The organism is Pseudomonas sp. CG7, from assembly GCF_023701885.1.
GTDB lineage: Bacteria > Pseudomonadota > Gammaproteobacteria > Pseudomonadales > Pseudomonadaceae > Aquipseudomonas > Aquipseudomonas zanjanensis.
In genome coordinates, this window is record NZ_JABAEE010000002.1 from 183624 (window position 1) to 208434 (window position 24811).

General features: G+C 60.4%; 22 protein-coding genes. 13 read left to right on the plus strand and 9 right to left on the minus strand.

Translation table 11 applies throughout. The annotated features are described in order from the left end of the window. Positions 1–214: 214 nt before the first annotated feature. Together HGO40_RS01855 and HGO40_RS01860 are read left to right on the plus strand one after the other, a co-directional pair. On the plus strand, positions 215–607 hold the full coding sequence (locus HGO40_RS01855; protein WP_250961622.1) for a DUF6957 family protein: 393 nt from the start codon (positions 215–217) through the stop codon (positions 605–607). 737 nt (positions 608–1344) lie between these two features. Then, on the plus strand, positions 1345–2502 hold the full coding sequence (locus HGO40_RS01860; protein WP_250961623.1) for an ATP-binding protein: 1158 nt from the start codon (positions 1345–1347) through the stop codon (positions 2500–2502). Positions 2503–2578: 76 nt separating this feature from the next. Here HGO40_RS01860 and HGO40_RS01865 read toward each other — a convergent pair whose 3' ends face one another. Both HGO40_RS01865 and HGO40_RS01870 read right to left on the minus strand, forming a co-directional pair. After that, on the minus strand, positions 2579–3286 hold the full coding sequence (locus HGO40_RS01865; RefSeq protein ID WP_250961624.1) for an NUDIX hydrolase: 708 nt from the start codon (positions 3284–3286) through the stop codon (positions 2579–2581). After that, complete coding sequence (locus tag HGO40_RS01870) at positions 3276–3833, minus strand: adenylyltransferase/cytidyltransferase family protein (RefSeq protein ID WP_250961625.1); 558 nt, start codon at positions 3831–3833, stop codon at positions 3276–3278. The genes HGO40_RS01865 and HGO40_RS01870 overlap by 11 nt, the downstream gene beginning before the upstream one ends. 180 nt (positions 3834–4013) lie before the next feature. On the opposite strand from HGO40_RS01870, the gene HGO40_RS01875 reads away from it, so the two are divergent. From HGO40_RS01875 to HGO40_RS01890, 4 genes are read left to right on the plus strand one after another with little or no spacing between them, the layout of a single operon-like run. After that, entirely contained in the window at positions 4014–4661 is a 648-nt protein-coding gene (locus HGO40_RS01875) for a nicotinamidase (RefSeq protein ID WP_250961626.1), read from the plus strand. A gap of 9 nt (positions 4662–4670) precedes the next feature. Continuing rightward, a complete protein-coding gene (gene pncB, locus HGO40_RS01880; protein ID WP_250961627.1) occupies positions 4671–5900 on the plus strand; it encodes a nicotinate phosphoribosyltransferase in 1230 nt (409 codons plus the stop codon). A gap of 1 nt (position 5901) precedes the next feature. Further along, complete coding sequence (nadE, locus tag HGO40_RS01885) at positions 5902–6735, plus strand: NAD(+) synthase (RefSeq protein WP_250961628.1); 834 nt, start codon at positions 5902–5904, stop codon at positions 6733–6735. Between the two features lie 42 nt (positions 6736–6777). Further along, positions 6778–7374 (plus strand): NUDIX domain-containing protein, encoded by a 597-nt coding sequence (locus tag HGO40_RS01890; protein WP_250961629.1) that lies wholly within the window; start codon positions 6778–6780, stop codon positions 7372–7374. Positions 7375–7485: 111 nt separating this feature from the next. On the opposite strand, the gene HGO40_RS01895 is transcribed toward HGO40_RS01890, so the two are convergent. Next, the gene (locus HGO40_RS01895) at positions 7486–9708 is read right to left on the minus strand and encodes an LTA synthase family protein (protein ID WP_502943177.1); all 2223 of its coding nucleotides are present in this window, start codon (positions 9706–9708) and stop codon (positions 7486–7488) included. A gap of 333 nt (positions 9709–10041) precedes the next feature. Here HGO40_RS01895 and HGO40_RS01900 point away from each other — a divergent pair, with 333 nt between their 5' ends. Further along, on the plus strand, positions 10042–10944 hold the full coding sequence (locus HGO40_RS01900; RefSeq protein ID WP_250961631.1) for a LysR family transcriptional regulator: 903 nt from the start codon (positions 10042–10044) through the stop codon (positions 10942–10944). Between the two features lie 125 nt (positions 10945–11069). Then, positions 11070–11696 carry a glutathione S-transferase family protein gene (locus HGO40_RS01905; RefSeq protein ID WP_250961632.1) on the plus strand — a complete coding sequence of 209 codons (627 nt, stop codon included), beginning with the start codon at positions 11070–11072 and terminating at the stop codon, positions 11694–11696. Positions 11697–11891: 195 nt separating this feature from the next. Here HGO40_RS01905 and HGO40_RS01910 read toward each other — a convergent pair whose 3' ends face one another. The 6 genes from HGO40_RS01910 to HGO40_RS01935 are packed head-to-tail and all read right to left on the minus strand — an operon-like array spanning position 11892 to position 18528. Further along, entirely contained in the window at positions 11892–13022 is a 1131-nt protein-coding gene (locus HGO40_RS01910; RefSeq protein WP_250961633.1) for a glycosyltransferase family 4 protein, read from the minus strand. After that, positions 13023–14153, minus strand: a complete 1131-nt coding sequence (locus HGO40_RS01915; protein WP_250961634.1) for a glycosyltransferase family 4 protein — start codon at positions 14151–14153, stop codon at positions 13023–13025. It abuts the gene before it with no gap. Next, positions 14144–15514, minus strand: a complete 1371-nt coding sequence (locus HGO40_RS01920; RefSeq protein ID WP_250961635.1) for a glycosyltransferase family 4 protein — start codon at positions 15512–15514, stop codon at positions 14144–14146. Before HGO40_RS01920 ends, HGO40_RS01915 begins: the two co-directional genes overlap by 10 nt. Continuing rightward, positions 15511–16776, minus strand: a complete 1266-nt coding sequence (locus HGO40_RS01925) for an ABC transporter ATP-binding protein (RefSeq protein ID WP_250961636.1) — start codon at positions 16774–16776, stop codon at positions 15511–15513. Before HGO40_RS01925 ends, HGO40_RS01920 begins: the two co-directional genes overlap by 4 nt. Then, positions 16776–17573: an ABC transporter permease gene (locus HGO40_RS01930; protein WP_250961644.1), complete on the minus strand. Its 798-nt coding sequence runs from the start codon at positions 17571–17573 to the stop codon at positions 16776–16778. Before HGO40_RS01930 ends, HGO40_RS01925 begins: the two co-directional genes overlap by 1 nt. A gap of 40 nt (positions 17574–17613) precedes the next feature. Further along, positions 17614–18528, minus strand: a complete 915-nt coding sequence (locus tag HGO40_RS01935) for a GDP-mannose 4,6-dehydratase (protein WP_250961637.1) — start codon at positions 18526–18528, stop codon at positions 17614–17616. A 428-nt stretch (positions 18529–18956) separates the two neighbouring features. Here HGO40_RS01935 and HGO40_RS01940 point away from each other — a divergent pair, with 428 nt between their 5' ends. Genes HGO40_RS01940 through HGO40_RS01960 form a run of 5 tightly spaced genes read left to right on the plus strand, consistent with a single transcriptional unit; the run spans position 18957 to position 24685 of the window. Further along, on the plus strand, positions 18957–20561 hold the full coding sequence (locus HGO40_RS01940; protein WP_250961638.1) for a glycosyltransferase: 1605 nt from the start codon (positions 18957–18959) through the stop codon (positions 20559–20561). Next, positions 20555–21847 carry a glycosyltransferase gene (locus HGO40_RS01945; RefSeq protein WP_250961639.1) on the plus strand — a complete coding sequence of 431 codons (1293 nt, stop codon included), beginning with the start codon at positions 20555–20557 and terminating at the stop codon, positions 21845–21847. Before HGO40_RS01940 ends, HGO40_RS01945 begins: the two co-directional genes overlap by 7 nt. Beyond that, positions 21844–22716, plus strand: a complete 873-nt coding sequence (locus HGO40_RS01950; RefSeq protein WP_250961640.1) for a class I SAM-dependent methyltransferase — start codon at positions 21844–21846, stop codon at positions 22714–22716. The genes HGO40_RS01945 and HGO40_RS01950 overlap by 4 nt, the downstream gene beginning before the upstream one ends. Further along, complete coding sequence (locus tag HGO40_RS01955) at positions 22713–23867, plus strand: acyltransferase family protein (RefSeq protein ID WP_250961641.1); 1155 nt, start codon at positions 22713–22715, stop codon at positions 23865–23867. Before HGO40_RS01950 ends, HGO40_RS01955 begins: the two co-directional genes overlap by 4 nt. Further along, entirely contained in the window at positions 23861–24685 is an 825-nt protein-coding gene (locus HGO40_RS01960; RefSeq protein ID WP_250961642.1) for a class I SAM-dependent methyltransferase, read from the plus strand. Before HGO40_RS01955 ends, HGO40_RS01960 begins: the two co-directional genes overlap by 7 nt. Positions 24686–24811 lie beyond the last annotated feature (126 nt).

Genomic DNA, 24811 nt, shown 5'->3' on the forward strand with positions numbered 1-24811 from the left:
CGGCAATGGCATAGCTGGGTACTGGCGCAAACCACTTTATCGGGTGGCAGCTCGATAGAAATCATCCCGTTCAGTGAGATGAAGGGAGAAGACGAAACAGCCATGAGGTCACCCTGCTGCTATCCGTCGGCATCGGAACCTGGTGATCCGCTAGCAGCTAAGCTGAGTGATGCTTCTCGTTCGAATCGGATTTTTTGATCGGCAGGAGGTAGTCATGAATTTGGCAGATTATATTTCAGTGCTTTCTGATGGTGAGAAAATAGACGGATGCCAACTCACCACACCAGATGCTGTAGCGCTCGCCCGCCTGCATTTCCCTTCCCGTGCCTATTGTCTTGTTGCTGATTGGGCAATATTGGATCTCGACGTCACAACAACTCAGCTGAAAGCCATTAAGGACAGGGAGCTAATTCCTGCTCTCGTTTACGCTTCGACCGTTATCCAAGATAGTAAAGGTCGCTTCGCACCTGGTGATTGGGTCAAAACAACACTGGGTGTTTCTTTCACCCACAACTGCCTGTTTCCAACAAAAAACACAGTTTATGTGCTGATGGGGGCCGGTCGAAGGTTGCGTACAGATTTAGACATCGCACTGAGCCTGTGCTGAAAAACTCACTCCCACACAGGTGAGTGGCAAGTCGCGCTCGCATAGCGTTTCGGCATGAATGAACGCCGTCGCTGTTGTGTCAATCTATGTTGTTACCAATCGAGCATCGTATTTGAAATGTGACGCGTCTGTGTCAGTCTATGTTGCTGTTGTATGGACCCCGGATCATCCTACAGGCCCCGGTTTACTTGAGGGGCTGTGTCAAACTATGTTGTTGGTAACCACCTCCCAGCTCGACGGTTTGTGGCTAGCTTTCTGGCCAAACTAACCCCCTGAGTCCAGGGGGTTTTTTATGGGCGCAGCTAAACGCTCTGGCGATTTGGATCAGCGCTCACGCTGGACCCGGCGGGGCTGATGAATCCTGGCAAGGTCTTTACTGGTGGGCTGGAGTGACTGAAGGTATTTCTCGATTATTCCCGCAATTATGAAAAAATACTTTCATATGATGATCTGACCGACATTCACCGAGAGCTGGAAAGCGCTAGAACAACAGCGTTCATTGCAACTGGTGGCCGATGGCTGGCAGCGATACGAGGCCTTGCAAGAGAAATTACATGAATGAAGCGACAGCGCTGCAAGTGTCAACAGCTTTAGAATCAGAAAAAACTGGCGCTGGGAAGGTTCAGGGGAACAGTCTATAGTCGCTCTATAATTGTCTATAATTCCCAAGGAGAAGCCGAAATAATTGGTCTATAGTCGCTCTATAATTTTCTATAGAATCCCGCCAGAGGTACCCAATGGTCGAGATCGTTTATCACCGTCCCGTTTTGGCTGCCCGCCTTTCAAAACTGATCATGCAGGTTGCCATTGGTAGCGCTGCCAGTTCGGGCGTCTTTCTGGCTGCTCCTCGGCGTACGGGAAAGTCGACCTTCGCTCGAGAAGATTTGCGGCCAGCATTGGAGGCAGCGGGAGCGATCGTACTGTATGCCGATCTTTGGAAAGACCTGACGAAAGATCCTGGCTTGGTCATCGTAGAGGCTGTCCGAGAAGCCGTTGGCCAGAGCGAGGGATTCGTGACCCGTCTGGCGAAAAGTGCTGGTATGGAGAAGGTGACTGTCGGTGGCCTGAGTTTCAGTCTGGACAAGATTGGGCTGGGCAGGGATATCGACTTGACCACCGCGCTCGCGGCGCTTTCGGATGAGTCGAAAAAGATCATCGTCCTGATGATCGACGAAGCTCAACATGCGATCACCACGGATGAAGGCGTTGCGGCGCTTTTCGCACTGAAAGCGGCAAGGGACGAGCTAAACAGTTCGAAGCACCACGGTCTTCGCATCGTGTGCACCGGATCGAACCGTGACAAGCTCGCCATGCTCCGAAACAGTAAGGACCAAGCTTTCTTTGGGGCCTCCATGGTTCAATTTCCAACCCTGGATCAGGATTTCATAAACTGGTTCTGCGCGAATATCGATCTCGCCTATCCGCTCGATCCCTCTAATGTGTTCGAGTTGTTCAAGGAGAGTGGTTACCGACCTGAGTTGCTAGGTGCCGCCGCCGATGAGATCAGGTTCGATTTTGCGTTGGATCCTGCAACCATCCCCGAGCGATTCGCAGTGTTGGTTCGGGCACAAGCTGACGAGCTCAACGCAAACCTTAAGAAAATTATTCATAGCTTGACCCCTATCCAGTCCGCCGTTATCCGCGTCATGAGCGCCAAAGGCGATAACTATGCGCCTTTCGAGGCTCCTACCATGGAGCTCTACGCGAAAGCGATGGAGCAGGCCGGTATCGCAGAGCGCGATATAAAGGTCGAAGTACCGGGTGTTCAGCAAGCACTCATTGCCCTTCAGGAAAAGAAGCTGGTCTGGAAAGCCTCTCGTGGTGTCTACGCGGTTGATGAGCATGTCATCGTGGATCTGCTGGGTGAGGCCGGATTGCTCGAAGGCCTCTCCTAGGCTGTTCTCGAATCCGGCAGAGACCCCATAGCCTTTGGTGTCGGGGTCAGGAAGGTGTGCTGGCCGCACGCACAAGTCACTCCAGAAAACACCGATCAAAAAGATAAACGCTGGCCGGTTTGAGATTTTCCACCGTGCGTTGCGGGCGTCCGCCGTCGCCGGCTTTTTTGCGGCCGGTTTCCTGCAAATAGCCCGCCTCGGCCATCTTCAGCAAACGCTGGCGCATGCTGGTCTTGAGCACCGGGCGGTCGAGTACTACGGAGAAGATGTTCACCGCTTCCGGCGCGCTGAATTCCGGGCCCAGGAACATCAGCGGCAGGCTGCTGTAGAGGGCTTTGGACAACAATCGCTCCTGTACCGCCGCCACCAGGCTGTTGTGATCGAAAGGAAGTTTGATCGAGGCGTTCGCGACGTCCTTGAATGGGAGAAAGCCCTGGTGTTCAGCGAGCTGGACCGCTTCGCTGACAATCGCCAGGTAGAACGTCGAGGACGACCAGCAGCGCGGATCGCGGAACGCGTCGCCGACGGTGCCGACCTGTTCGATCCACGCCAGCGGCATGCCGACCTTGTTTGAATTGCGCAGGCGCTCCACGGCGTCGTTCAGCGTGAGGTCTTCGACGTCCCCGTTGACCACGATCCCGGGCAGCGCCCAATGGCCGGCGAACGGCTCGGCTTCCCGTCTGTTCAGGAGGATTTCCAGCGCCTGGGTTTCCCGGCAGAAGCGCAGCACACAGAGGTCGATAGTGTGCAGATAACCGCGCGCAGGGGCTGTGCTAGTGGGCATGTCGATTTCCGTGGGTAGCGTAAAGGTCATAGTTTAACGGGTTCATGCCGGGTGCCATCCAGTCGGTGGGAAGCGGCTTGCCCAAGGCCAGGCGTTCGCGAACCCCCGTGCTGCGCACGTGGATCTTTTCCTCCACGCGAAGGATGGAAAACCGCTCCAGCAATTCCTGGCCGCGATAGAAGGTCGGCAGCGAATCCGCGACATCCTGGCCCACCACCAACGCGATCCGCTTGCCGTTCAGGGCCAGGCTGTCGGCGAGGTGGGCGAGCAGGGTGTAGCTGTAGATAGCGCCTTCCACGCCACGGGCCACGACTTGCTCCACCCGGCTTGCACGTACTTCGGCGCAACACAGCGGCTGCACGTTCTCGACGATCGATTCCAGCCAGTTCAGGCGCACCTCATAGTCGACCATTGGCTTGCCATAAGGATGCCGGAAGCTGGGGACCACCAGAACGCGCCTGGCCTGGCGTGAGGCCTCGATCATCACTTGGGCGTGGCCGGCGTGAGGGGGATTGAAGGCGCCGCCATACAGGGCAATCTCGAACATGGCTTATCCTCTTTTGGTACATGATATGTACTCTAGCAGCAAAGTCTTTCTGATGAAAACCTGCTTTTGCTCGCTAAACTTAATTGGTCAAGAATGACTCATCAAAAATATTTCTCCGAATGGCTTGTTATGAAAGTACACCTTATGTACTCTCGTGGCCATGAAGAGGAGAAACCCAGCATGAACAGCCTGACCCGGAAAACCGCTTCCTTCGATGTCGATGCGCAAAAGAGCTTCACGCCGCTATGCCCCGATGAGCTTCCGGTGCCGGGCGGTGACCAGATTGCCGGTGAGCTGAATTTCATCGCGTCCCTGGCCAGCCTCCGCATCGGCAGCAAGGACGCCCATTCGCCCAAAGCCCCTTGGGTGGTCGCCGATCACGCACAGATGTTCGTGCCGACCGGGCTGGAGCACGCCGACATAACCTGGGTCAGCCACTGCGTTCCCGGCACCGAAGGTTTCGCCTTGCTGGACCAACTGCCGATCCCCTACGACTACGACTATTTCGTCTGGAAGGGCGTCGAGCCGGATTTGCACCCGTACGGCGCCTGCTACCACGACTTGCACGGCAAGCTGTCCACCGGGGTGATCGAGTACCTCAAAGGCCAGGCTGTGGAGCAGGTCATCGTTGGCGGGCTGGCGCTGGACTTCTGCGTCAAGACCACCGCGCTGCAACTGGCCGCCGCTGGCTTCAAGGTGATCGTTCACCTTCCGGCCTGCCGGGCCATCAGTGAGCAGGGGGCCGTTCAAGCCACTGCCGACATGCAGCAAGCGGGCATCTTGGTCGCCGCGACACGCGAAGACATCCTCCGCCTGGCAAACGCATAAGGAACAGACATGGACAGTGCATTCGATACAAACAGCGGCACCATCCAGAGTCTTCTGGATACCGACTACTACACCTTCACCATGATGCAGGCGGTCTTGCACCAGCACCCGAATGTCGAGGTGGAATACCAGTTCATCGTGCGTTCCAAGGAGCGGCTCGGTCACCTGATCCCGGACATTCGTGTCGAACTGGAAAAACTCGCCGGTTTGCAACTGCGTGAGGGAGAGCAGCGGTTTTTGTTCAACAAGCGTTTCCGTGAGTACCTGACACCGGACTTCGAGCAGTTTCTCGGCCTGTTTCGCTTCAATTTGCGCTACATCCACGTTTCGGAAGTCGACGGCCAGCTGCACATCCGCGTCCGTGGGCCGATGCTGCACTGCATCATGTTCGAGCAACCGGTATTGGCGATGGTCAGCGAACTGCGCAACCGCGAGAAGTACCCCGAAGTCGAGTTGGCCGACGTCACTCGCAAGCTGTACCAGAAGTTCGAATGGCTGGAGAAGCATGCCAGCCGCGAAGAGCTCGCCGAGTTTCGCGTTTCAGACTTCTCCACCCGGCGGCGGCTGTCGTTCAGGGCCCAGCGTGAAGTGGTGAACGTCATGCGCAGCGATTTCCCTGGCGTCTTTGTCGGCACCAGTAACGCGCACTTGGCTTACGAGTTCGATCTCCCACTGATCGGCACCATGGCCCACCAATGGCTGATGGTGCACCAGCAACTCGGGCGTTTGCGCGAGAGCCAGAACGCGGCGTTGGAAAACTGGGTGCGCGAGTATCGCGGCCGGCTCGGTATCGCCTTGACGGACTGCATCAGCACCGATTTTTTTCTCAAGGATTTCGACCTGTACTTTGCCAAGCTCTATGACGGCCTGCGCCAGGATTCCGGTGACCCGATCGTCTGGGCGGACAAGGTGCTGGGGCGTTACCAGGAGCTGGGCATCGACCCGCGCACCAAGGACCTGATGTTCTCCGATGGCCTCAATTTCGAGAAGTGCCTGCCGATCCTGCGTCATGTTCGCGGCAAGGCCAAGTTCGGTTTTGGCATGGGCACCAGCCTGGCCTGTGATGTCGACGGTGTCGAACCGCTGAGCATTGTCATGAAACTGGTGCGGGTCCACGGCGAACCGGTGGTGAAGTTCTCCGACGATCCGATCAAGAACGTCTGCGAGGATGCTTCGTTCCTGCGGTACGCCGCCCAAGTGTTCAACGTCGCCCTGATCAATCCACAAATGGGAGCCTGATATGACTACGCTCGCGCAAGAACGCATTGCCCGGGAACTGGGCATCGACCGCCAACTTACTCGGGGTGGCGAAGCCACTGAGATTGCCCGTCGGGTCGGGTTCATCAAGCAAATCCTGCGCGAGTCGGGCTGCCAGTCCCTAGTGCTGGGGATCAGCGGCGGCGTCGACTCGCTCACCGCCGGCCGCCTGTGCCAGTTGGCGGTGGAGCAACTGCGAGGGGAGGACTACTCGGCGCGGTTTATCGCCGTCCGACTGCCGTACAAGGCCCAGGCCGATGAGCAGGACGCCCAGGCTTCCCTGGACTTCATCCGACCGGACGCGATCACCACCAGCAACATCGCCGCGTGTGTCGACGGGCTGATGGGCAGTATCGCCATCGACGGCTTGCAGCCTTCGGCCGAACTCACCGACTTTACCAAAGGCAACGCCAAGGCCCGGGCACGGATGCTGGCGCAATACGCCATTGCCAACTTGAGCAACGGATTGGTGGTGGGAACCGATCATGGGGCGGAGGCGGTAATGGGTTTCTTCACCAAGTTCGGCGACGGCGCGTGCGACCTGGCACCGCTGTCCGGGCTGACGAAAACCCAGGTGAGATGGTTGGCGGACGCGATGGGTGCCCCCGCGCACCTGGTGCGCAAGGCGCCGACCGCGGATTTGGAAGACCTGGCACCCGGTAAGTTGGATGAAGTGGCGTATGGCTGTAGCTATGAGGAAATCGATGCGTACCTGATGGGCGAAGAGGTGTCGTCGCAGGCGCGACAGATCATTGAAGGCGCCTACCTCAAGACAGCCCACAAACGAGCATTGCCACGCGCCCCTGCATCGTTGTAATAGGGTTTTAATGGGACCTTTGACCTTGAACGGAGTGGGTAAATGACACAGGCAATCGGCATCAAGGACCGTGTACGCATCAAGCACGTCGAAGTCCTCTCGGACGACTGGTACGTGCTGCGCAAGACCACCTATGACTACCTCGGCCGCAATGGCCAATGGCGCGAACTGACGCGCGAAACCTATGACCGCGGCAACGGCGCCACCATCCTGCTGTACAGCAAGGCCAAGCAAACGGTGGTGTTGACCCGGCAATTCCGTTTCCCGGCCTTCGTCAACGGGCACGATGACCTGCTGATAGAAACCTGCGCCGGCCTGTTGGACAACGACGATCCACACACCTGCATCCGCAAGGAAACCCAGGAGGAAACCGGCTATATCATCCAGGACGTGCGCAAGGTGGTCGACGCCTTCATGAGCCCGGGTTCAGTGACTGAGCGGGTGCATTTTTTCGTCGGCGAATATTTCGACGAAGCCAAGCAGCACGAAGGCGGTGGCCTGGAAGCCGAAGGCGAGGAGATCGAAGTGTTGGAGCTGTCCCTCGACCAGGCTTTGGGCATGATCGAGACCGGAGAGATTTGCGACGGCAAGACCATCATGCTGTTGCAGTACGCCAAGCTGCATCGGTTGCTGGATTAGCCCCGGGCCTTTTCGCGATAGAGGGTAGAACGCATTCAAAACCCTGCGATGATCAAGCCGGATCCTGAGCATAAAATGCGCAGCCATGCTCCATGGCTGCGCGTTTTTTGTTCAGCTGGATTGGGCCTCGCTGTCTTCCTGCATATCGTCCAGGTATTGCGGCTGGTCCGTCTGGCCTGCCTGATCCGGCAGTTCGGTCACGACGCTGAAGTCGCTGATCTCGATGGCGCCGACCCCATGACCGAGCAGATGGAAGGAAAACGCCTTGCGCTGCTGCGGGTTGTCGAAGCTGATGTTCATCACCAGCGGCTGGTCGGGTGTCACCGCCACCTCGGTCGGCAGGTCCATCGGTACATCCTGCTCGAACTCCTTGGCCTTGAGGGAAATGTAGGCGGCATGGTCAGCTTCCACGGCTCGGATGGTCAGGCTGACACGGGTCTGCGAGCCCTTGGGCATTTCCAGGTACTGGGCACCGATCAGGTTGTCGGCCCAGTCGTCGATGACCTGGGCCGGCAGTGGGATTTTATCGGCGCTGCCGAACTGATAATGCTGGTTCAAGGGCGTGCGCAGCAGTGTCTGGTCCAGGGCGGTGGCCCGGGCGCTGATCAATCGGGCGCGCTGGCCGCTGTATTGCCCGCCATAGATGGCGCGGTCGGCGATGAAGCCTTCGCTGGTGTAGTCACGGCAATGCTGGAGGAAATCGCATTCGGTAAACGTGCGCTTGCCATCGTGGTAGCGCAGCTTGCCGTTGGTGAACGACATGATTTCCCGACCCGTCGGGTAATCCCTGAACATCGAGCGGCCGGACAACGATTTGGGCACCGCAAAGCCGAAGTAATCGAGGATCGAGGCGGTCAGGTCCACATGCCCGTAGGTGCCTGACTTGATCCGGGGTAATGGTTCCGGCGCCAGCGTCAGGTTGAACCCCCAGGACGAGGCCAGCCGCACATCGTCGATGCCATGGGATTCGTCCGAGGTGATGACCACCAGGGTGTTATCCAGGATGCCCTGGCGTTCCAGGCCCGCCAGGAAGTTCGCCAGTGCGTCGTCCAGGTAACCCACCGCCGCCTGCTTGGCCGTGTCGTAGCGTTGCAGGTAGTCGTCCGGCGCGGAGTAGGGTTGGTGCGTGCCCACGGTCAGCAGAGTCAGCATCCAGGGCTTGTCCGCCTGTTGCAGTTGCCCGACGTAGTCCAGCGCGCCTTCGAAGAACGTCTTGTCGTCCTTGCCCCAAGGAAATTCCAGATAGGCGGGGCGCGTAAACCACTCCATGCCCAGGGTCGTGTCGAAGCCGATGTGCGGCATGATCCGGTCCTTGGCCATGAAGCGCAGGCCTGCGCCTTGCAGGAAATGCGTGGAAAAGCCGTTCTGGCGCAACTGGGCCGGCAGGCAGGCTTGGTTGCGCTGGGTCTGGTTGAGCATTTCGACGCCTTTGGGCGTGCCGTCGTCGAGCTTGTCGTAATCGCCACACAGCATCGCGTACAAGCCACGAATGGTCTGGTGACTGTGCAGGACGTAATCGGGGGTGTTCATGCCGCGCTCGGCCCAGGCGCTGAGGTGTGGCATCAGGTTTTCCTGGTAGCTGCTTTTCAAGGCCTGGCGATTGGCACTCACATAGGCGCCGGGAATGCCTTCCAGGGCGATAACCAGCACGTTGCGCGCACGCCCCGGTTCGGCCAGCAATTTGCGGCCATCGAGGTCCAGGCGGGTCAGCCCTTCCATGGGCGGGAGTGGGTCAACGGTGTCGCCATCGAGCCATTGCCGGGCCTGGTCCTGCCCGGCGGCGATCCCCGCCGTGACGAGTTGGTGGGGCAGGTTGAACACATTCCATTGATCCGCCTCACTGGGGCGCCAGGCTTGCAGTGCGCCGTGGCTCAGCAGGAGCAACACCGGCACGGCCCAGGCGCGGCGCGGCAAGCGTGGCGCATGGTGGGGGCGGCAGGTCCATTGGCTCACCAGCCACAACGCCAGTGCTGCCAACTGGATCGCAGCCAGCCACGGATGGGCGAAGCCGCCGCTGGTGGAGTTTTCAACGAACTGCGGGTCGGTCAGGTAATGAATATCCGAAGGACTGGGCATCCGTCCGACCGCACTGACCAGCTCGATGCTGGCCAGGGTCAATGCGCTCCAGGCCAGCAATACCGGGAATGCCAGCCACCCGGGACGGCGATGGAGCAGCACGATCAACAACCCGCCGATACCCAGGTCCGAGAGATAACCCAACGGGTCGGACCAACCCAGGGCGAGACGCAGGCCAATGGGGACCATCAATACGCAGCCAATCAGGGCGATGAGCGAGGCGCGGGGATGGGTTGAAGCGCGATAAATAATATTCACAAGCAGCAGGCCTTTCAGTTGAAGCCAATCCATTGAACAACACACCTACCCTGTGGGAGCGAGCTTGCTCGCGATAACGTCAGGTCAGCCGTGTTTATAAGGACTGACGCACCGCTATCGCGAGCAAGCTCGCTCCCACAGGGGTTCTTCGTTTCGTCATGAAACTGTCATGAAAAGAGATGGTAGCAAGGCCCGTCGCCCCTGGCCGGGCCAATGGCCCGGTGTCCGGCTGCGCTACGCTGTGGTTCACTGGCGCAGGCCCCTACAATGGCCGTGTCGCGTTGCTTTGAGGCGCGCAGAAAACTTGTATCAGGATTTCTCATCGGGGGATGGATGGACAGGTTCCAGGAAATGCAGGTTTTTCTCGCCGTGGCCCAGGCGTCGGGGTTTTCGTCGGCGGCGCGGCGCCTGGGCCTGTCGGCGGCCAGCGTTACGCGGGCGGTGGCGGCGTTGGAGCAACGCATCGGCACGCCACTGCTGGTCCGTACCACTCGCAACGTGTACCTGAGCGAAGCCGGCCAGCGCTTTCTCGAGGACTGTCGGCGGATCCTGAACGATTTGCAGGAGGCCGAGGATTCGGCGGCTGGCAGTCACGTCCAGCCCCGCGGGCAGTTGACGATTACCGCGCCGGTCCTGTTCGGGCAATTGTTCGTCACGCCGCTGCTGGTGGATTACCTGAACCGATTCCCCGAGGTCAGCATCAACGCCTTGTTGTTGGACCGCACGGTCAGTCTGGTAGAGGAGGGCATCGACGTTGCCCTGCGCATTGGCGAGCTGCCGGATAGCAACCTGCACGCCGTGCGGGTCGGTGAAGTGCGGCGGGTGGTGTGCGGCTCCCCGGATTTCTTCGTGCGCCACGGGCGGCCCCGGCATCCGGATGACCTGGAGCGAATGCCCGTGGTGGCGTCATCGGCCATTGGCCAGGTCAAAAGCTGGACCTTCATCGATTCAGGCCAACCGTTGGCCGTCCGGCCCGTGCCGCGGTTGGTAGTGACGGCCAACCAGGCGGCGATTACCGCCGCTTGTCAGGGGCTGGGGATGACGCGAATCCTGTCTTATCAGGTGGCGGGCAACGTGGCCGCCGGTGAGCTGGAAATCGTCCTGGCCGATTTCGAATTGCCGCCGCTGCCGATCCATGTGGTGTACCAAGGCGGGCGCAATGCGCCGGCGCGGGTCCGCAGTTTTGTTGATTTTGTTGTCAGTGCATTGCGCGAACATCCAGCCTTGAGCGGCTGAAGCATTGTTTCTCTGGCTGAAACAATGGATTGCCTCTGCAGGTGATTCTCTTGTTTTTGCCTTGGGCGGAAGATGACCCCATCGACGCCGTTGTGCTGATGGCGTCACTTCCAGCGGAGTCGACCATGAACCCGATCAAGCATTATCACTTCCCGCTTTCCGGCCATTCCCATCGCGTTCAACTGATGCTGTCGTTACTCGAACTGCCGGTCGAGGAGATCTTTGTCGACTTGGCCAAGGGCGCGCACAAACAGGCGGATTTCCTTGCGCTCAATGCGTTTGGCCAAGTACCGGTCATCGATGATGACGGTGTGGTGCTGGCGGACTCCAACGCGATCCTTGTGTACCTGGCGCAAAAATATGGCAAGGGACGCTGGCTGCCCACCGACCCAGTCGGCGCCGCGCGGGTGCAGCGCTGGTTGTCGGCGGCGGCCGGGCCGATCCATGCGGGGCCGGCCACGGCGCGCCTGATCACGGTGTTTGGCGCGGCCTACAACGCTGAGGACGTGATTGCCCGGTCTCACACTGTGTTGAGCGTCATTGATCAGGAATTGAGTGACCGTGCTTTCCTGGCGGGTGACGCGGCGACCGTCGCGGACATCGCCGGCTACAGTTACATCGCCCACGCACCGGAAGGCAATGTGTCGCTAGAGGACTATGCCAATGTGCGGGCCTGGCTGGCGCGGATCGAAGCCTTGCCCGGGTTCGTGGGCATGCCGCGTACGGTTGTCGGGTTGCAAAAGCACGCCTGAAACGACAAGTGGGTAACCTTGTGGCGAGGGAGCTTGCTCCCGCTGGGTTGCGAAGCAACCCCTTGAAAAGGGCGCGCGGTGTGCCTGGCATGGCTGCGGTGTCGGTTCTGGGGCTGCTGCGCAGCCCAGCGGGAGCAAGCTCCCTCGCCACAGAGTGGGTCATGTCCCGGTAAAGACACGGATCCAGTTGGGGGATCAGGCGTAGGAAAGCGCCTTTTCCTCCAGCAGTTCTTCATACAACTGCACCCACTTGCGGCCCATTTCTTCGGACGTGAACAACTGGCGGTAACGGGCTTCGGCCCTGGCACCCATTACCTGGGCCTGCGCCGGGTTTTCCCACAGGGTACGCATCGCCTTGCGGAAGGCCTCTGGGTTGCTCGGTGGCCCCACCAGGCCGGTTTCGTCGTGGATATTGATGTAGCTGGTGCCGGTGCCGATTTCGCTGCAGATCATCGGCTTGCCGAACATCGCGCCTTCAAGCAGTGAAATGCCAAAGGCTTCAGAGCGCAGATGCGAAGGGAATACGATGGCATAACTCAGTTCCAGCAATGCAACCTTGGCTTCGTCCCCGAGGCGGCCGAGGAAATGCAAATTGCGCAAGCCCAGATCCGCGGCTTGGGCATGCAGTTGTTTTTCCAGAGGCCCGGCACCCACGATGACCACGGGGTAATCCACACCTTTGAGGGCGGCGAGCAGAATGTGCAGGCCTTTGTAGTACCGCATCACCCCCACGAACAAAAAGAAGCGTTCGCCCAGTTTTGCCTTCCATCCCGCCATGCGCTCGGCATCAGGCTGTGGATAACTCGTCTTGTTCAGGCCGTAGGTGATGATCCGGGTCTTGGCGCTGTATTCCTTGAGCACATTGCTGGTATGCACATAGTTAGGCGAAGCCGCGACGATGCGATCGGCGCCGTCCAGGAAACGTTTCATCAGAGGCCGATAAAGCTTGAGCAGTTGCCGCTGGCGAACGATGTCCGAATGGTAGGTTACGACGTAGGGTTTTTTCACGGCACTGCAAAAGTGCACCAGGTCCATGAACGGCCAAGGAAAGTGGAAATTAATGATGTCCGCTTCGGCGGCCAGCTCACGGAATTTCTTGAAAACGCTGTAGGAGAAACCGGTGGACGCCAGTTGGAAGTCCATTCGGGCTTGGTGCACGACATGCTGTTGGATCTTGATCGGCGCCGGCGCCGGCTGCCCGCTCAGGGCCAACACGGTGTTATCGATACTCAACCGGTCGGTGCTGTCGCACAGTTGGAAAATGACCTGTGCAATGCCGCCCATGGAGTCAGGCAAATAACTTTTATAAAAGTGCAGGACTCGCATTCAGCCTCCCAAAACCTGGCGATACGCGTGGGCCGTGACCTTTGCACAGCGCTCCCAGGAAAACAGCGCAGCCTGTTGTAATCCCGCTTCCCGACACGCCTGCCAGTGCAGACGATCTTCAATCAACCGCGCCATGGCGTCGCGCATGCCTTGCGGATCGTCGGGCTCGCAATAAATGCCAGCCGCCCCGGCCACTTCCGGCATCGCCGAGCAGCGGGTGGTCATCACCGGCGTGCCGCTGGCCATGGCTTCGAGTACCGGCAGGCCAAAACCTTCGTAGTACGACGGGAAAATCAGTGCCCGTGCCCCCGCCAACAACTGGGCGACCTGTTCATCAGGCAGGTAACCCGCCAGACAGACATGACCATCAGCCAGGGCGCGTTTCAACTCATCATTGAGCTGTGCCTGTTGCCATCCGCTCATTCCTACAATGAACAAAGGAAAAGCCTGACGTATGGACTCAGGAAGCCCGGCATGGGCGCGCAAGGCCAATGACAGGTTCTTGCGTGGCTCCAGGGTGCCGACACAGAGAAAATATCGGCCGTGCTCCAGCCCATGGGCCTTGAGCACGCTGTCGATCGCTTCCGGTTCGCGCGGGTGGAAACGTGCCGCCACCCCAAGCGGCGCGACCCTAAGGCGCTCGGCGGGAAGACCGAAATACTGTTGGGCTTCATCGGCGATGAACTGCGAATCGGTCAGAATCAGCTGCGCCTGTTCCACCGCGCGGCTGAGCCGTCGCTCGATTTCCTTCAGGCGTGCCGGGGGCTGCGTCTCGGGGTAGCGCAGGTGCGTGAGGTCATGGAGAGTGATCACCGTCGGCCCTTCGAAAGCCAACGGCCACAGGCTGGGTTCGTGATACAGGTCGATAGCCTTCGAACGGCCTTGATCGAAGCGTTTCTGCTCCAGCCAGCGCCGTGCCTGATAGGCGCCCGGAACCCGTCGCAGCAACGGGCTCAGCTTGGAATAGCCTGGCTTGGCTGTTGGTGGCAACTGCGGGCTCCAGCCCCAGCCGTGGAACAACGACAACTGTACGTCCGGCTCCCGCGCCAAGGCAGTCGCCAGTTCCGCTACGTAGTGGCCGATGCCGGTGCGGGGCGCCTGGAGAATCCGTGCGTTGAGGGCTATCCGCATGTTGTTTCCCTGTCGACGATCGCTTCATCAATAATGTGGCCCTCGATTCGCTCCACCAATTGCTCACTGGCCTGGCGCCAGCTCAGCCATTGCCATTGATCCAGGTTGCGCTTGGCCGGGAATAGCCCGGTGCGCTCCATGTCGATGACCAGGTTCGCCAGGCTTTGGGGGTCGTCGAGATCGAAGTAGGCCATGAAATCACCGCCGATTTCCCGAAACACTTCAATGTCGCTGCCCATCGCTGGCAAGCCGCGTTGCATGGCCTCTACCAATGGCAGGCCGAAGCCCTCCACATAGGACGGGAACACCAGTGCCGTGGCGTGTTGGTAGGCGTGTTCCAGGCTTTGGTCCGCCAGGTTGTTGAACATGAACAGGCGGCTGTCGAGCTGCGGATGGCGTTGAATGCGCTCGATCAGGGCTTCGCATTTCCAGCCGATCTTGCCGACGATGCACAGCCGCGCTTGTGAACCGGCGGCCCAGGCCCGTTCGAAGGCATCGAGCAGGTAAGCGTGGTTTTTGCGCGGTTCGATGGTGCTGACCATCAGGAATACCGGCTCGGGGCGCTTGAACAGCCGCAACAAGTTCGTGTCGATGGGTTGAGTGGCGTCAACCAGGTCCAGTTCGCTGCCTAGATGGAAATAGTCGAACCAGCGTTCGCGCACCTGTTGCTCGCCAATGCGCCGGAGCATTTCCTGGCGAAGCTGGTCGCGGATGGTGGCGGAGATGGCGACGTAGCCGTCGGCGGTGCGGGCGATCCAGTCGAACCAATGGTTGAACACCTTGACCAGTCCGGCGTCACAGAATTGCGGATGGGTCAGAGGAATCAGGTCGTAGACCACCGAGATGATCCCGACGCCATCACGCTTGAGCTGTTCGGCCAGGGGGAAGAAACCTGAGTGCCAGGAAGAGTCCAGCAACACCAGTTGATCGCCGGCCCGATGTGCCAGCGGTACGCTGCGTGCCGGGACTGGCTTGCGCTTGAGGAGACGATCGAGGATTCGAATGGGGAGGCTCACGCACGCCAGGGCGAACAGTCGGCAAGCCACGTACAAGAAGCGGCGAGCCCAGATCGACTGGCTGAAGGGGCGCCGTTGTTCGAGGGTCCGCTGCCTGAGCCAGAACAGGTTGGCGAACTGTACCAGCCGTGCTCGCAGACTGGCCAGATCCAGTCCGTTCGTGGGCAGAGGGGCCAGGCTTTTCACTTCGTACAGCTTGCCCTGCAGCATCACCACGGGAATGCATTCGCGCCCCCGATCCTTGGCCGGCAATTCACGAATGACGTTGCGCACTACTCGCTGGATGCCGGAGTTGTCATTCGGGTGGTCATATACATAGGTGCAATCCACCAACAGACGGCTCATGGCAACTCCTTTTGCGGCACCGCCTCGACGGCCGTCTGGCTCGAACGCTGGATACTGGTCCGGGCCTGGAGCCAGGAACAGCCGACGAAATCTTCCTGGCGATTATTGATCACGTGGAACACCAATCCGTAGTCGCGCCATTCGAAGTTACGGTCCAAGTGCGAGTCCAGCCGCGACAGGCTGAGCGCGACGGAGTAATTGCCCTTGCCCAGGCGCATGTCGAAACTGAAACGGAAGGTGATCTGTTCGCCGGACTTGAGGTCGGTCACGGCCTTGTCCTGGCGATGGGTGTTGATGCCGTACATGGGCTGGCCAAGGCGGTCCTTGATCAGAAAGCCCAGCACCAGCCGTTCGATGTCCTGGCGGATCTCAACCCGCACTTGCAGCACCATCGGCTGGCCGATCTCGGCCACTTCCACCGATTGCCCCTGGTTGTTGAGCAACTGCACATCGACGATGCCGGCCTCGCCGGTGCCGGAAATGGTCCGCACCTGACCGTTGGCGAGCATTTCCTGGCGGACCACTTGGCCTTCGCGCTGGGCCAGCATCGCATTGTAGTAATCCATCACCTCTTCCGGCTTGCCGCGCATGGCCATGCGCCCGTGTTCGAGCAGGATCGCGGTGTCGCAGATCGACTGGATCGCCGAGCGATCATGGGACACGATCAGCAGCGTGGTGCCGGCCTTGCGGAAGCTGCGGATGCGCTCGAAGCTCTTGTGCTGGAAGTAGGCATCGCCCACCGACAGCGCTTCGTCGACGATCAGGATGTCCGGGCGCCGGGCAGTGGCGACACTGAATGCCAAGCGCATCTGCATGCCGCTGGAATAGGTGCGTACCGGCTGGTCGATGGCCTCGCCGATTTCGGCGAAGCCCTCGATCTCGGGCATCAGGGCTGCGATTTCCTCCACCTGCATGCCCAGCAACTGGCCGGCCATGAACGCGTTCTGGCGACCGGTAAAGTCCGGATGAAAGCCCATGCCCAGTTCCAGCAGCGCGGCAACGCGGCCTTGTAGCTGGATGTGGCCGCAGGTGGGTTGGGTGGTGCCGGTGATCATCTTGAGCAACGTACTTTTGCCGGCACCGTTGACCCCGACGATGCCAACGGCTTCCCCGGGCTGGATCTCGAAATCCACGCCCTGGAGGATCCAGTGCAGTTGATGGCGCTGGCGGGAAAAGGGAATCAACCACTCCAACAGCCGGCTCCAGCGGTTCGGATACTGTTTGTAGGCCTTGCCCAGGCCGGTGACACGCAAATGTCCCATCAGAGTTCATCCACCATTTCACCGCCGCGCCGGCGAAACATGCGCAAGCCCAATACGCACAACAGCAGGGCGAGCCCCAGCACCGGCACCAGCGAACTCCAGACCGGCCACTGGTTATAGAGAAACAGGTTCTGGTAGCTCTGCATCAGGGCGGTCATGGGGTTGAAAGCGAGCAGTTGCTGGATCGACGGCGGCAGGATCGTCATCGGGTAGACGATCGGCGTGAGCCAGAACCAGAATTGCAGGAAAATGCCGAACAGTTGCCCGACATCGCGGAAAAACACATTGAGAATCCCCAGCAGCATGCCCAGCCCGGCGGCGAACATCACTTGCAGGACCAGCAGGGGCACCAGGGCCAGCAAGGTCATGCCTGGCCAGCGCCCGGTGATCAACAGGAAACCGAGAAACAGCCCAAGGATGATCGCGAAGTTGATGCCCGCGTTGAAGAGCACGATCACTGGCAGGCAGATCCGGGGGAAGCTGATCTTTTTCAGCAGGTTGGCGTTTTCCAGGAACATGCACTGGCTGCGGGTGGTGATCTCCGCGAACAAGCCCCAGGTCAGCAGCCCGGCGCAGAGGTAGACGCTGTAGGCCATGCCGTCTTCGACCCCCGGCAGGCGGGCACGCATGATGTGGGAAAAAATCACCGTGTAGACGAGGATCATCGACAACGGGTTGAGCACCGTCCACAACGCGCCGAACAACGAGTTGCGATACCGCGCCTGGAACTCGCGCTTGACGCTGCCCAGGACGAAGCCGCGGTAATTCCACAGCGTGTGATGCAAGATCAATAACATCATCTTGCCTTGCCATGATGAGGCTTTAAGCAGATATTTTTCACTCCTGTTGCACCCGTATTTTCCAGTCGGACAGAATTGATCTCAGCGACTGTTGTGTTGTGGTCTCAGGCTTCCATCCTGTTATCTGGTGCAGTCTGGCGTGGCTGCCGCAGACGCGGCGCTGGCTTATTGTGCGCAAGCGCGCAGCGTCTTGGGTTAATTGTATTTCGATCTGAGCAATATCTGCGAGTTGCTCAATCAGGCTGCGAACGCTTTGCTCACGCCCCGAGCAGATGTTGTAAATCCGACCAGGTGTTCCTTTCGCCAGCAGCGCGAGGTAAGCCGAAACAACATCGTCGACATCAAGGAAGTCGCGTGTGACATCAATATCGCCTACGGCGAGTTGCGGCGTTTGTAGCCCCTGCTGCATACGGCAGATCTGCCGTGCAGCGCTTGCGATGACAAATTGCTCCTTCTGCCCGGTTCCGATGTGATTAAAGGGGCGCGCTACCACTACAGGCCAACCTTCGCTGATTCCCCACTGCAGACTTAACAGTTCTGCTGACAATTTGCTTACCGCATACGGGTTGCAAGGGGCAGGGGGCTGTTGTTCGGTAATGGGAAACCCGTCTTCGCTGACCTGACCATAGACGTCACCGGAGCTGACATACAGGAACGTGCCGGTGAATCCCCGGGCCTTGAGGGCCTGAAGCAGGTTCAAGGTGCCCAGCAGGTTGATGTTCAGGGTGCGTGCAGGGTCGCGGAAGGCTGCAGGGACAAAGGTCTGGCCCGCCAGATGAATCACGGCGTCGGGAACCTCGGGCCAGAGGCCCTCCAGGGTCTTGGCATCCGTCAGGTCGTAGCGCGCGGCGACAGGCATCACCTGCCAGGCCGAATCATGACCGTCCAGTCGAGATTTGAGGTGACGTCCAACGAAACCGCTGAGGCCCGTAACGAACAGACGTTTTTTCAAGCACCAGCCCTCTTTACGGTGACTTCGTCTATCGCGAATTGAGTAGGAAATTTCCGTAAGATCGGGGAAAAGTCACTCAACGATCAGCTTAGCGAAGCATTTGTTGTAGTTGTTTGGTTGCCAATCTGTGCCAATTTCGCAGCAATTTCAACAGCGCAAACCGTGACTGGTCAGTTCTCATATTTATAGCGGGTTTATTCACATCGAGCGGTTCACGAACCCTTGGCGGATGTGTTTAGAATGCCCCTCGTCACACTTGCCCCTGGTTCCGATCTTCGGATCGAACCGCAAGGGACGGGACCAAAAAAAACAAGAACGAGACGGGTAGCAAGATGAACGACGCGTGGCGGCTCCCGGGCCGGCTCGATGCGTGACTCGACCGTCATGAAGTTGGGGCTGCCGGGATGGCGGCGCCATGATGGGATGCCATGAATTTCATTCTTTACTCGGATGTAAACGATCACTCCATCAGTCAGAGCCTCGGTCGCCCTGAGTACAGCTATTACTTCGTGCTCAAGGCCTATCGCCCCGTGCTGGAAAGCCTGGGACCCGTGCATGTGGTGTCGTCGGTCGCAGAGGTCGATCCGCTTTATCAAACGTTGCGGCAGGCCGGACAGGACTGCTTGTTCCTTTCGTTTTCCCCCCCGCACAAGACCCCGCTCGACCTGCTGTGCCCGATGGTCTGCGTAGTGGCCGGGGAGTTCGATTCGATCCCGGCCGAGCACTGGGATGACGACCCGCGGCATGACTGGAGCCGCACGCTGGCCCGTCATGGCCGGGTGATTACCTTGTCCAGCCACACGGCCGAGGCGATCCGTCGGACGTTGGGTGAGGATTTCCCAGTGCTGGTGTTGCCCACGCCACTGTGGGAGCGTTTCGCGGCGGTTCGTGAGCATCACCCAAGCCGGCCGGTCAACCCCGGAACGACCTTGCAGATCAAGGGTTGCATCATCGACAGTCGGCCCCTCGGGTTGTCGGCGGATGGCTTGATCGCGCCGATTTTCGAAGGTGAGCCGGAACCAGAGCCTAGCGTTGATCCAGACATCGTACCGCCGCCGCTGACTTGGCGGCGGCGGGCATTCATTTCCCGTCATTACCTGCGCGAAGTCGTCCGCGCCTTCACCGGCAGGAGCGAGCAGGGCCCCGTCTGGCTGTTCAAGCACAACCTGCTGTGCTGGTATCGCGAGGCGGTCCGCGACCTGATTCCGGTGCCGGTACGCGTTGCCACCAGCCGGGTCCTGAGGGGGCCAGCGCCGCCGTTAGTCGTCGAGCCCGTTCCTGAGCCCGCGCCACCGGAACATCCCCAAGCCGTCCTGCCGGACACCAGCCAGATGGCGGAAACCGACGTCAGCGGGGTGGTGTACGTCAGCGTGTTCAACCCTGATGACGGTCGCAAGAACTGGCATCAGTTGATCACCGCCTTCTGTTGGGCGCTACGCGACGTCGAAGCCGCCACGCTGGTGCTGAAGATGACCCAGAACGATTTGTCGACCTACTACGTCGAGCTGCTGACGCTGCTGTCCCAGCTATCGCCATTCAGTTGCCGGGTGGTGGTGATGCACGGGTACCTGGAGGACGAACAATTCGCCCGGCTGTATGGCGCGGCGAGTTTCTACGTCAACGCGTCCCGTTGCGAAGGCCTGTGCCTGCCTCTAATGGAATTCATGTCCTGCGCGCGCCCGGCTATCGCGCCGGACCACACGGCGATGCGCGACTACATCGACGCGCAAGTGGCCTTCATCGTCAAATCCAGCCGCGAACCGACCATCTGGCCGGAAGACTCACGCATTTTGTATCGCACCCTGCGCCATCGTCCCGACTGGGGTTCATTGACACTCGCCTATGAGCAGAGCTACGCCATGGCCAAGCACCAGCCGCAGGCCTATCAGGCCATGGCCGCTGCCGCGAGCGAGCGGATGCGTCGCTATTGCGGGTTCGCCCCGGTGCAGCAGCGCCTGGCGGATTTCCTGGCGGCGCCAGGCTGTGATGAAGGGCTGTCGCGGGTGGCCCAGGCAGGTACCGCCTCATGTTGATCATCATTTATTCGGAAACCAACCAGAGCAACATCCTGGAAAACCTCGGCAAGCCCGAGTACAGCTATTACTTCGTGCTCAAGGAGTTCCGCCCGGTGCTGGAGCGGTTGGGGCAGGTCGTCGAAGTGACTCAACCTGACGAAGAGGTCGATGAGCTTTATGCCGATTGCCTGGGGCGCGGCGAGGATTGCGTATTCCTGTCGTTTTCACCGCCGCACCGCACCGCCGCCCACTACGCCTGTCCGACGATCCCGCTGTTTGCCTGGGAGTTCAGCACCATTCCCACCGAAAGCTGGCAGGGCGAGCCCCGGCACGATTGGCGGGTGGTCTTGGGCGCAACCGGCATGGCGATCACCCATTCCAGCTTCACGGTCAAAACCGTTCGCGAGGTGATGGGGGCGGACTTCCCCATCGCCGCCGTCGCCGCGCCGGTATGGGACCGCTTTGCCGCCCGTGGGGCGGCGCTGGCCCAGCGGCCGACCGTGGATCACATGCGCCTGCAATTGCACGGCCTGTTGATCGACAGCCGCACCACCGACCTGCGGCCGTATGGCCCACCGGCGCATCAGGCCGGTATGCCGCTGGTGCTGGACGGCCCGGCCGAGGATTGCGAGTTACTGCTGGACGGTGTGATCTACACCTCCGTGTTCAATCCTTACGACGGTCGCAAGAACTGGAAGGACATGATCAGCGCATTTTGCACGACGTTTCGCGACGTTGCCGACGCAACCCTGGTGCTCAAGCTGACTCATCACGACGTCAGCGCCGCGCTGACCGACATGCTCCACCATGTCTACAAGAACCAGTCGTACCGCTGCCGCATCGTGCTGATACACGGTTACCTGGCGGACGCGGACTACGAACGGCTGGTGGAAGCCACCCGATACGTGGTCAACAGTTCCTACGGCGAAGGGCAGTGCCTGCCTTTGATGGAGTTCATGTCGTGCGGCCGTCCGGCGATTGCGCCGCTGAACACGGCGATGGCCGACTACATCGACCCTGACAACGCCTTCATCGTGGAGTCGACCGAGGAATTGACCGCCTGGCCCCACGACCCGCGTGCCGCGTACCGCACCCTGCGGTATGTCACCGATTGGGACTCGCTGTGTTTGGCCTATCGCGCCAGTTATGACGTGGCCAAGAACGACCCCGAGCGTTATCGCCGGATGTCGGCCCACGCCGTGCGCAGCCTGGAAAAATTCTGCAGCCAGGCCAACGCCGAGCAGCGTTTGCGGGCGTTTTTCGAAGCCATACCCGAGCGGCGCCGGAACGCGCAGCAGCCATGATCCGCCGATGGCTGGCCGGGCTCAGGCCACCGGTCGAACCCTCGCCACCGCCGACGGCGGCCGTTTCGCCCCGGGATGCCGGCCTCTACGACGCGATGCTCGACGGTTGGTTTTGCAGTGAAACCGGTGAGTTGCTCAAGGGCTTTGCCATCACGGCCGAGGATACTTTGCTGGATGTCGGCTGTGGCGAAGGCGTGGCGACCCTGTTTGCAATGCGCCAGGGCGCGTCCGTGATCTTTACCGACAGCGAACAGGACAAGGTGCGCGACCTCGCCCGCCAGGTCGAAGCCCAGGCCGCCGCGCCGTTCCTGGGCCTGGTCAGCAACAGCCTGCCGCTGCCCCTGGCCGATGGCTGTGCGAACAAGATCGTCTGCATGGAAGTGCTCGAGCATATCCCTGATCCAGCGCCGTTCATGGCCGAACTGGTGCGCATGGGCCGGCCCGGGGCGCAGTACCTGCTCAGCGTGCCGGCCTCGGTGGGCGAGCATTTGCAGCAAGGCATCGCGCCGCCGGGCTACTTTCAAGCGCCCAACCATGTGCAGATTTTCACTGCCGAACGATTCGCCGCGCTGGTGGAAGACGCCGGGCTGGTGATCGAGCATCGTCAGGCCAGCGGATTTTTCTGGGTCATGGGCATGATTTTCTTCTGGGCCAGCGAACGGGCGGCGGGCCGGGACCTCGAGGGGGCCGTGCGCGATCGTATCCAGGCGCCGTACCCACCGTTGATGGAACGCTGGGCGAGCCTCTGGCAGGACTTGCTGGCGCAGCCCGGCGGCTTGGCGAGCAAGCAGGGGCTGGACCGGTTCATGCCCAAGAGCCAGGTCATCATCGCGCGTAAACCCGATCGTTCTTCCGGGAGTCCATCATGAGCAGCAAGCGGATCATGGACATCGAGTTGTTGCGCGCCGTTGCGGTGATCGGCGTGTTGTTCCATCACCTGCAAGGCATGCCGTTTCCTGGCGGATGGCCGCGCCTGGCGGCCCTGGCCGACAGTTTCCAGCTGTGGTGGGGCGTGGACCTGTTCTTCGCGATTTCCGGGTTCGTCATCGGACGCAGCCTGATCCCGCAATTGCGGCGCGGCGATAACCCCCGGCAATTCTGGGCCATCACCCGGGACTTCTGGATTCGCCGGGCGTTTCGCCTGTTGCCGTCGGCCTGGCTCTGGCTGCTACTGGTGCTGTTCGCGGTGTTCTTCCTGAACCGCTCCGGGGCGTTTGGCAGCGTGCAGGCCAACCTGCAGGCGACGCTGGCCGGTTTCCTGCAATTCGCCAACCTGCGTTTTGCCGATGCGTTCATGCAGTATGAATACGGCGCAAGCTTCGTGTACTGGACGCTGTCGTTGGAAGAGCAGTTCTATCTGATCCTGCCGTTGCTGGTGTTCGTCTCGCGTCGCTACCTGGTGTGGGTGTTGCTGGCGGTGGTGCTGGTGCAAGTCTTCACTTGGCGGGCGCTGTGGTTGTCGGTGATCCGTACCGATGCCTTGGCGCTGGGTGTGTTGTTGTCGATCTGGAGCCTGCGGCCCAGCTACTGGCGCTTCGAGCCCACGTGGTTGCGCCGCCCGCCCTTGGGCGTGCTGCTGGTGCTGGGCCTTGGCAGCGTGATGGCCGGGATCGCCACCGAGCACTTCAATTTGTCGTTCTACCGTCTCGGGGTCATTGCCGTGCTCAGCGCCGTGCTGGTCTGGGTGGCCTCGTATGATCGGGATTATCTGTTGCCCCGCGGTCGACTGAAAACGGCGCTGACTTGGGTGGGCAGTCGTTCCTATGGGATCTACCTGATCCACATCCCGGTGTTTTTCCTGCTGCGTGAGTTGTGGTTTCGTTTTGCCCCCTTGGGCTCGCCGGACCCTGCAAGCCATCCCTGGCCGGCGCTGGTGTGTGCGTTGTTATTGATCGGGCTGTTGAGCGAGCTCAATTACCGCTGGGTCGAAATGCCCATGCGCAACCGTGGTGCCCGGCTGGTTGAACGCCTGTCCGCCGCCCGAACCGTCCTTCCTCTCCCTGGAGCCCCGACATGCTGAGCCTTTTGAAGAAACTCACCACGGGCATGCCCGCGCCCGCCGAGCCGGCCGCCGAGAAAGTCGACCCGTATATGCTCGGGCTGCACGATGCGATGCTCAGCGGCTGGTTCAACCAGCAAACCGGCGAACTGTTCACGGGTTTCCCGGTGACGCCTGAAGACACGCTGCTGGACGTGGGCTGCGGCGACGGCGGCAACGTGCATTTTTGTGGAATGCGCGGGGCGAAGATCATCATTGCCGACATCGACGCGGCCAAGGTCGAAGCCACTCGCCAGCGCTTGAGCGACACCCCCGCGCGCGAAGTCGAGTGCCACGTGACCGACTGCAACCCGCTGCCGATTGCCGACGCCACGGCCACCCGGGTGGTGTCCACCGAAGTCATCGAGCACGTCGACGACCCGGCGCAATTCCTCGCCGAGCTGGTGCGGGTCGGCCAGCCCGGTGCGCTGTACCTGCTGAGCGTGCCGCACCCCAGTTCCGAAGACCTGCAAAAGGACATCGCCGCGCCGGAGTACTTCCGCAAGCCCAACCACATTCGCATCATCAGCGAAGAGCAGTTCAAGGCGATGGTCAGCGCGGCCGGCTTGGAAGTGTTGAGCCACAGCCAATACGGATTCTACTGGTCGATGTGGATGCTGTTGTTCTGGGAGGCCAAGGTCGACTTCAGCAACCCCGACCACCCGTTGCTCAATCATTGGGCCGACACCTGGCAAGCCGTGCTGAATTCGCCGCGTGGCGCGCAGCTCAAGCAGGCGCTGGACGCGGTAGTGGCCAAGAGTCAGGTCATTATTGCGCGTAAGCCTGGCGCGCGCTCCTAGCAGCAAGGGCGCCTTTTGTGGCGAGGGAGCTTGCTCCCGCTGGGTTGCGAAGCGACCCCCTTTTGGTGGGCGCGGCGGCGCCCCGGGGGGGCCAGCGCCCGCGGCCGCGCTGTGCGCCAGGGGGGG

Coding starts and splice junctions, on each gene's coding strand:
- HGO40_RS01930 (WP_250961644.1), bottom strand. CDS start 17,573: ATGTTATTGATCTTGCATCACACGCTGTGGAATTACCGCGGCTTCGTC.
- HGO40_RS01945 (WP_250961639.1), top strand. CDS start 20,555: ATGTTGATCATCATTTATTCGGAAACCAACCAGAGCAACATCCTGGAA.
- HGO40_RS01905 (WP_250961632.1), top strand. CDS start 11,070: ATGAACCCGATCAAGCATTATCACTTCCCGCTTTCCGGCCATTCCCAT.
- HGO40_RS01940 (WP_250961638.1), top strand. CDS start 18,957: ATGAATTTCATTCTTTACTCGGATGTAAACGATCACTCCATCAGTCAG.
- HGO40_RS01860 (WP_250961623.1), top strand. CDS start 1,345: ATGGTCGAGATCGTTTATCACCGTCCCGTTTTGGCTGCCCGCCTTTCA.
- pncB (WP_250961627.1), top strand. CDS start 4,671: ATGGACAGTGCATTCGATACAAACAGCGGCACCATCCAGAGTCTTCTG.
- HGO40_RS01875 (WP_250961626.1), top strand. CDS start 4,014: ATGAACAGCCTGACCCGGAAAACCGCTTCCTTCGATGTCGATGCGCAA.
- HGO40_RS01855 (WP_250961622.1), top strand. CDS start 215: ATGAATTTGGCAGATTATATTTCAGTGCTTTCTGATGGTGAGAAAATA.
- HGO40_RS01910 (WP_250961633.1), bottom strand. CDS start 13,022: ATGCGAGTCCTGCACTTTTATAAAAGTTATTTGCCTGACTCCATGGGC.
- HGO40_RS01870 (WP_250961625.1), bottom strand. CDS start 3,833: ATGTTCGAGATTGCCCTGTATGGCGGCGCCTTCAATCCCCCTCACGCC.
- HGO40_RS01955 (WP_250961641.1), top strand. CDS start 22,713: ATGAGCAGCAAGCGGATCATGGACATCGAGTTGTTGCGCGCCGTTGCG.
- HGO40_RS01920 (WP_250961635.1), bottom strand. CDS start 15,514: ATGAGCCGTCTGTTGGTGGATTGCACCTATGTATATGACCACCCGAAT.
- HGO40_RS01890 (WP_250961629.1), top strand. CDS start 6,778: ATGACACAGGCAATCGGCATCAAGGACCGTGTACGCATCAAGCACGTC.
- HGO40_RS01900 (WP_250961631.1), top strand. CDS start 10,042: ATGGACAGGTTCCAGGAAATGCAGGTTTTTCTCGCCGTGGCCCAGGCG.
- nadE (WP_250961628.1), top strand. CDS start 5,902: ATGACTACGCTCGCGCAAGAACGCATTGCCCGGGAACTGGGCATCGAC.
- HGO40_RS01960 (WP_250961642.1), top strand. CDS start 23,861: ATGCTGAGCCTTTTGAAGAAACTCACCACGGGCATGCCCGCGCCCGCC.
- HGO40_RS01915 (WP_250961634.1), bottom strand. CDS start 14,153: ATGCGGATAGCCCTCAACGCACGGATTCTCCAGGCGCCCCGCACCGGC.
- HGO40_RS01950 (WP_250961640.1), top strand. CDS start 21,844: ATGATCCGCCGATGGCTGGCCGGGCTCAGGCCACCGGTCGAACCCTCG.
- HGO40_RS01865 (WP_250961624.1), bottom strand. CDS start 3,286: ATGCCCACTAGCACAGCCCCTGCGCGCGGTTATCTGCACACTATCGAC.
- HGO40_RS01925 (WP_250961636.1), bottom strand. CDS start 16,776: ATGGGACATTTGCGTGTCACCGGCCTGGGCAAGGCCTACAAACAGTAT.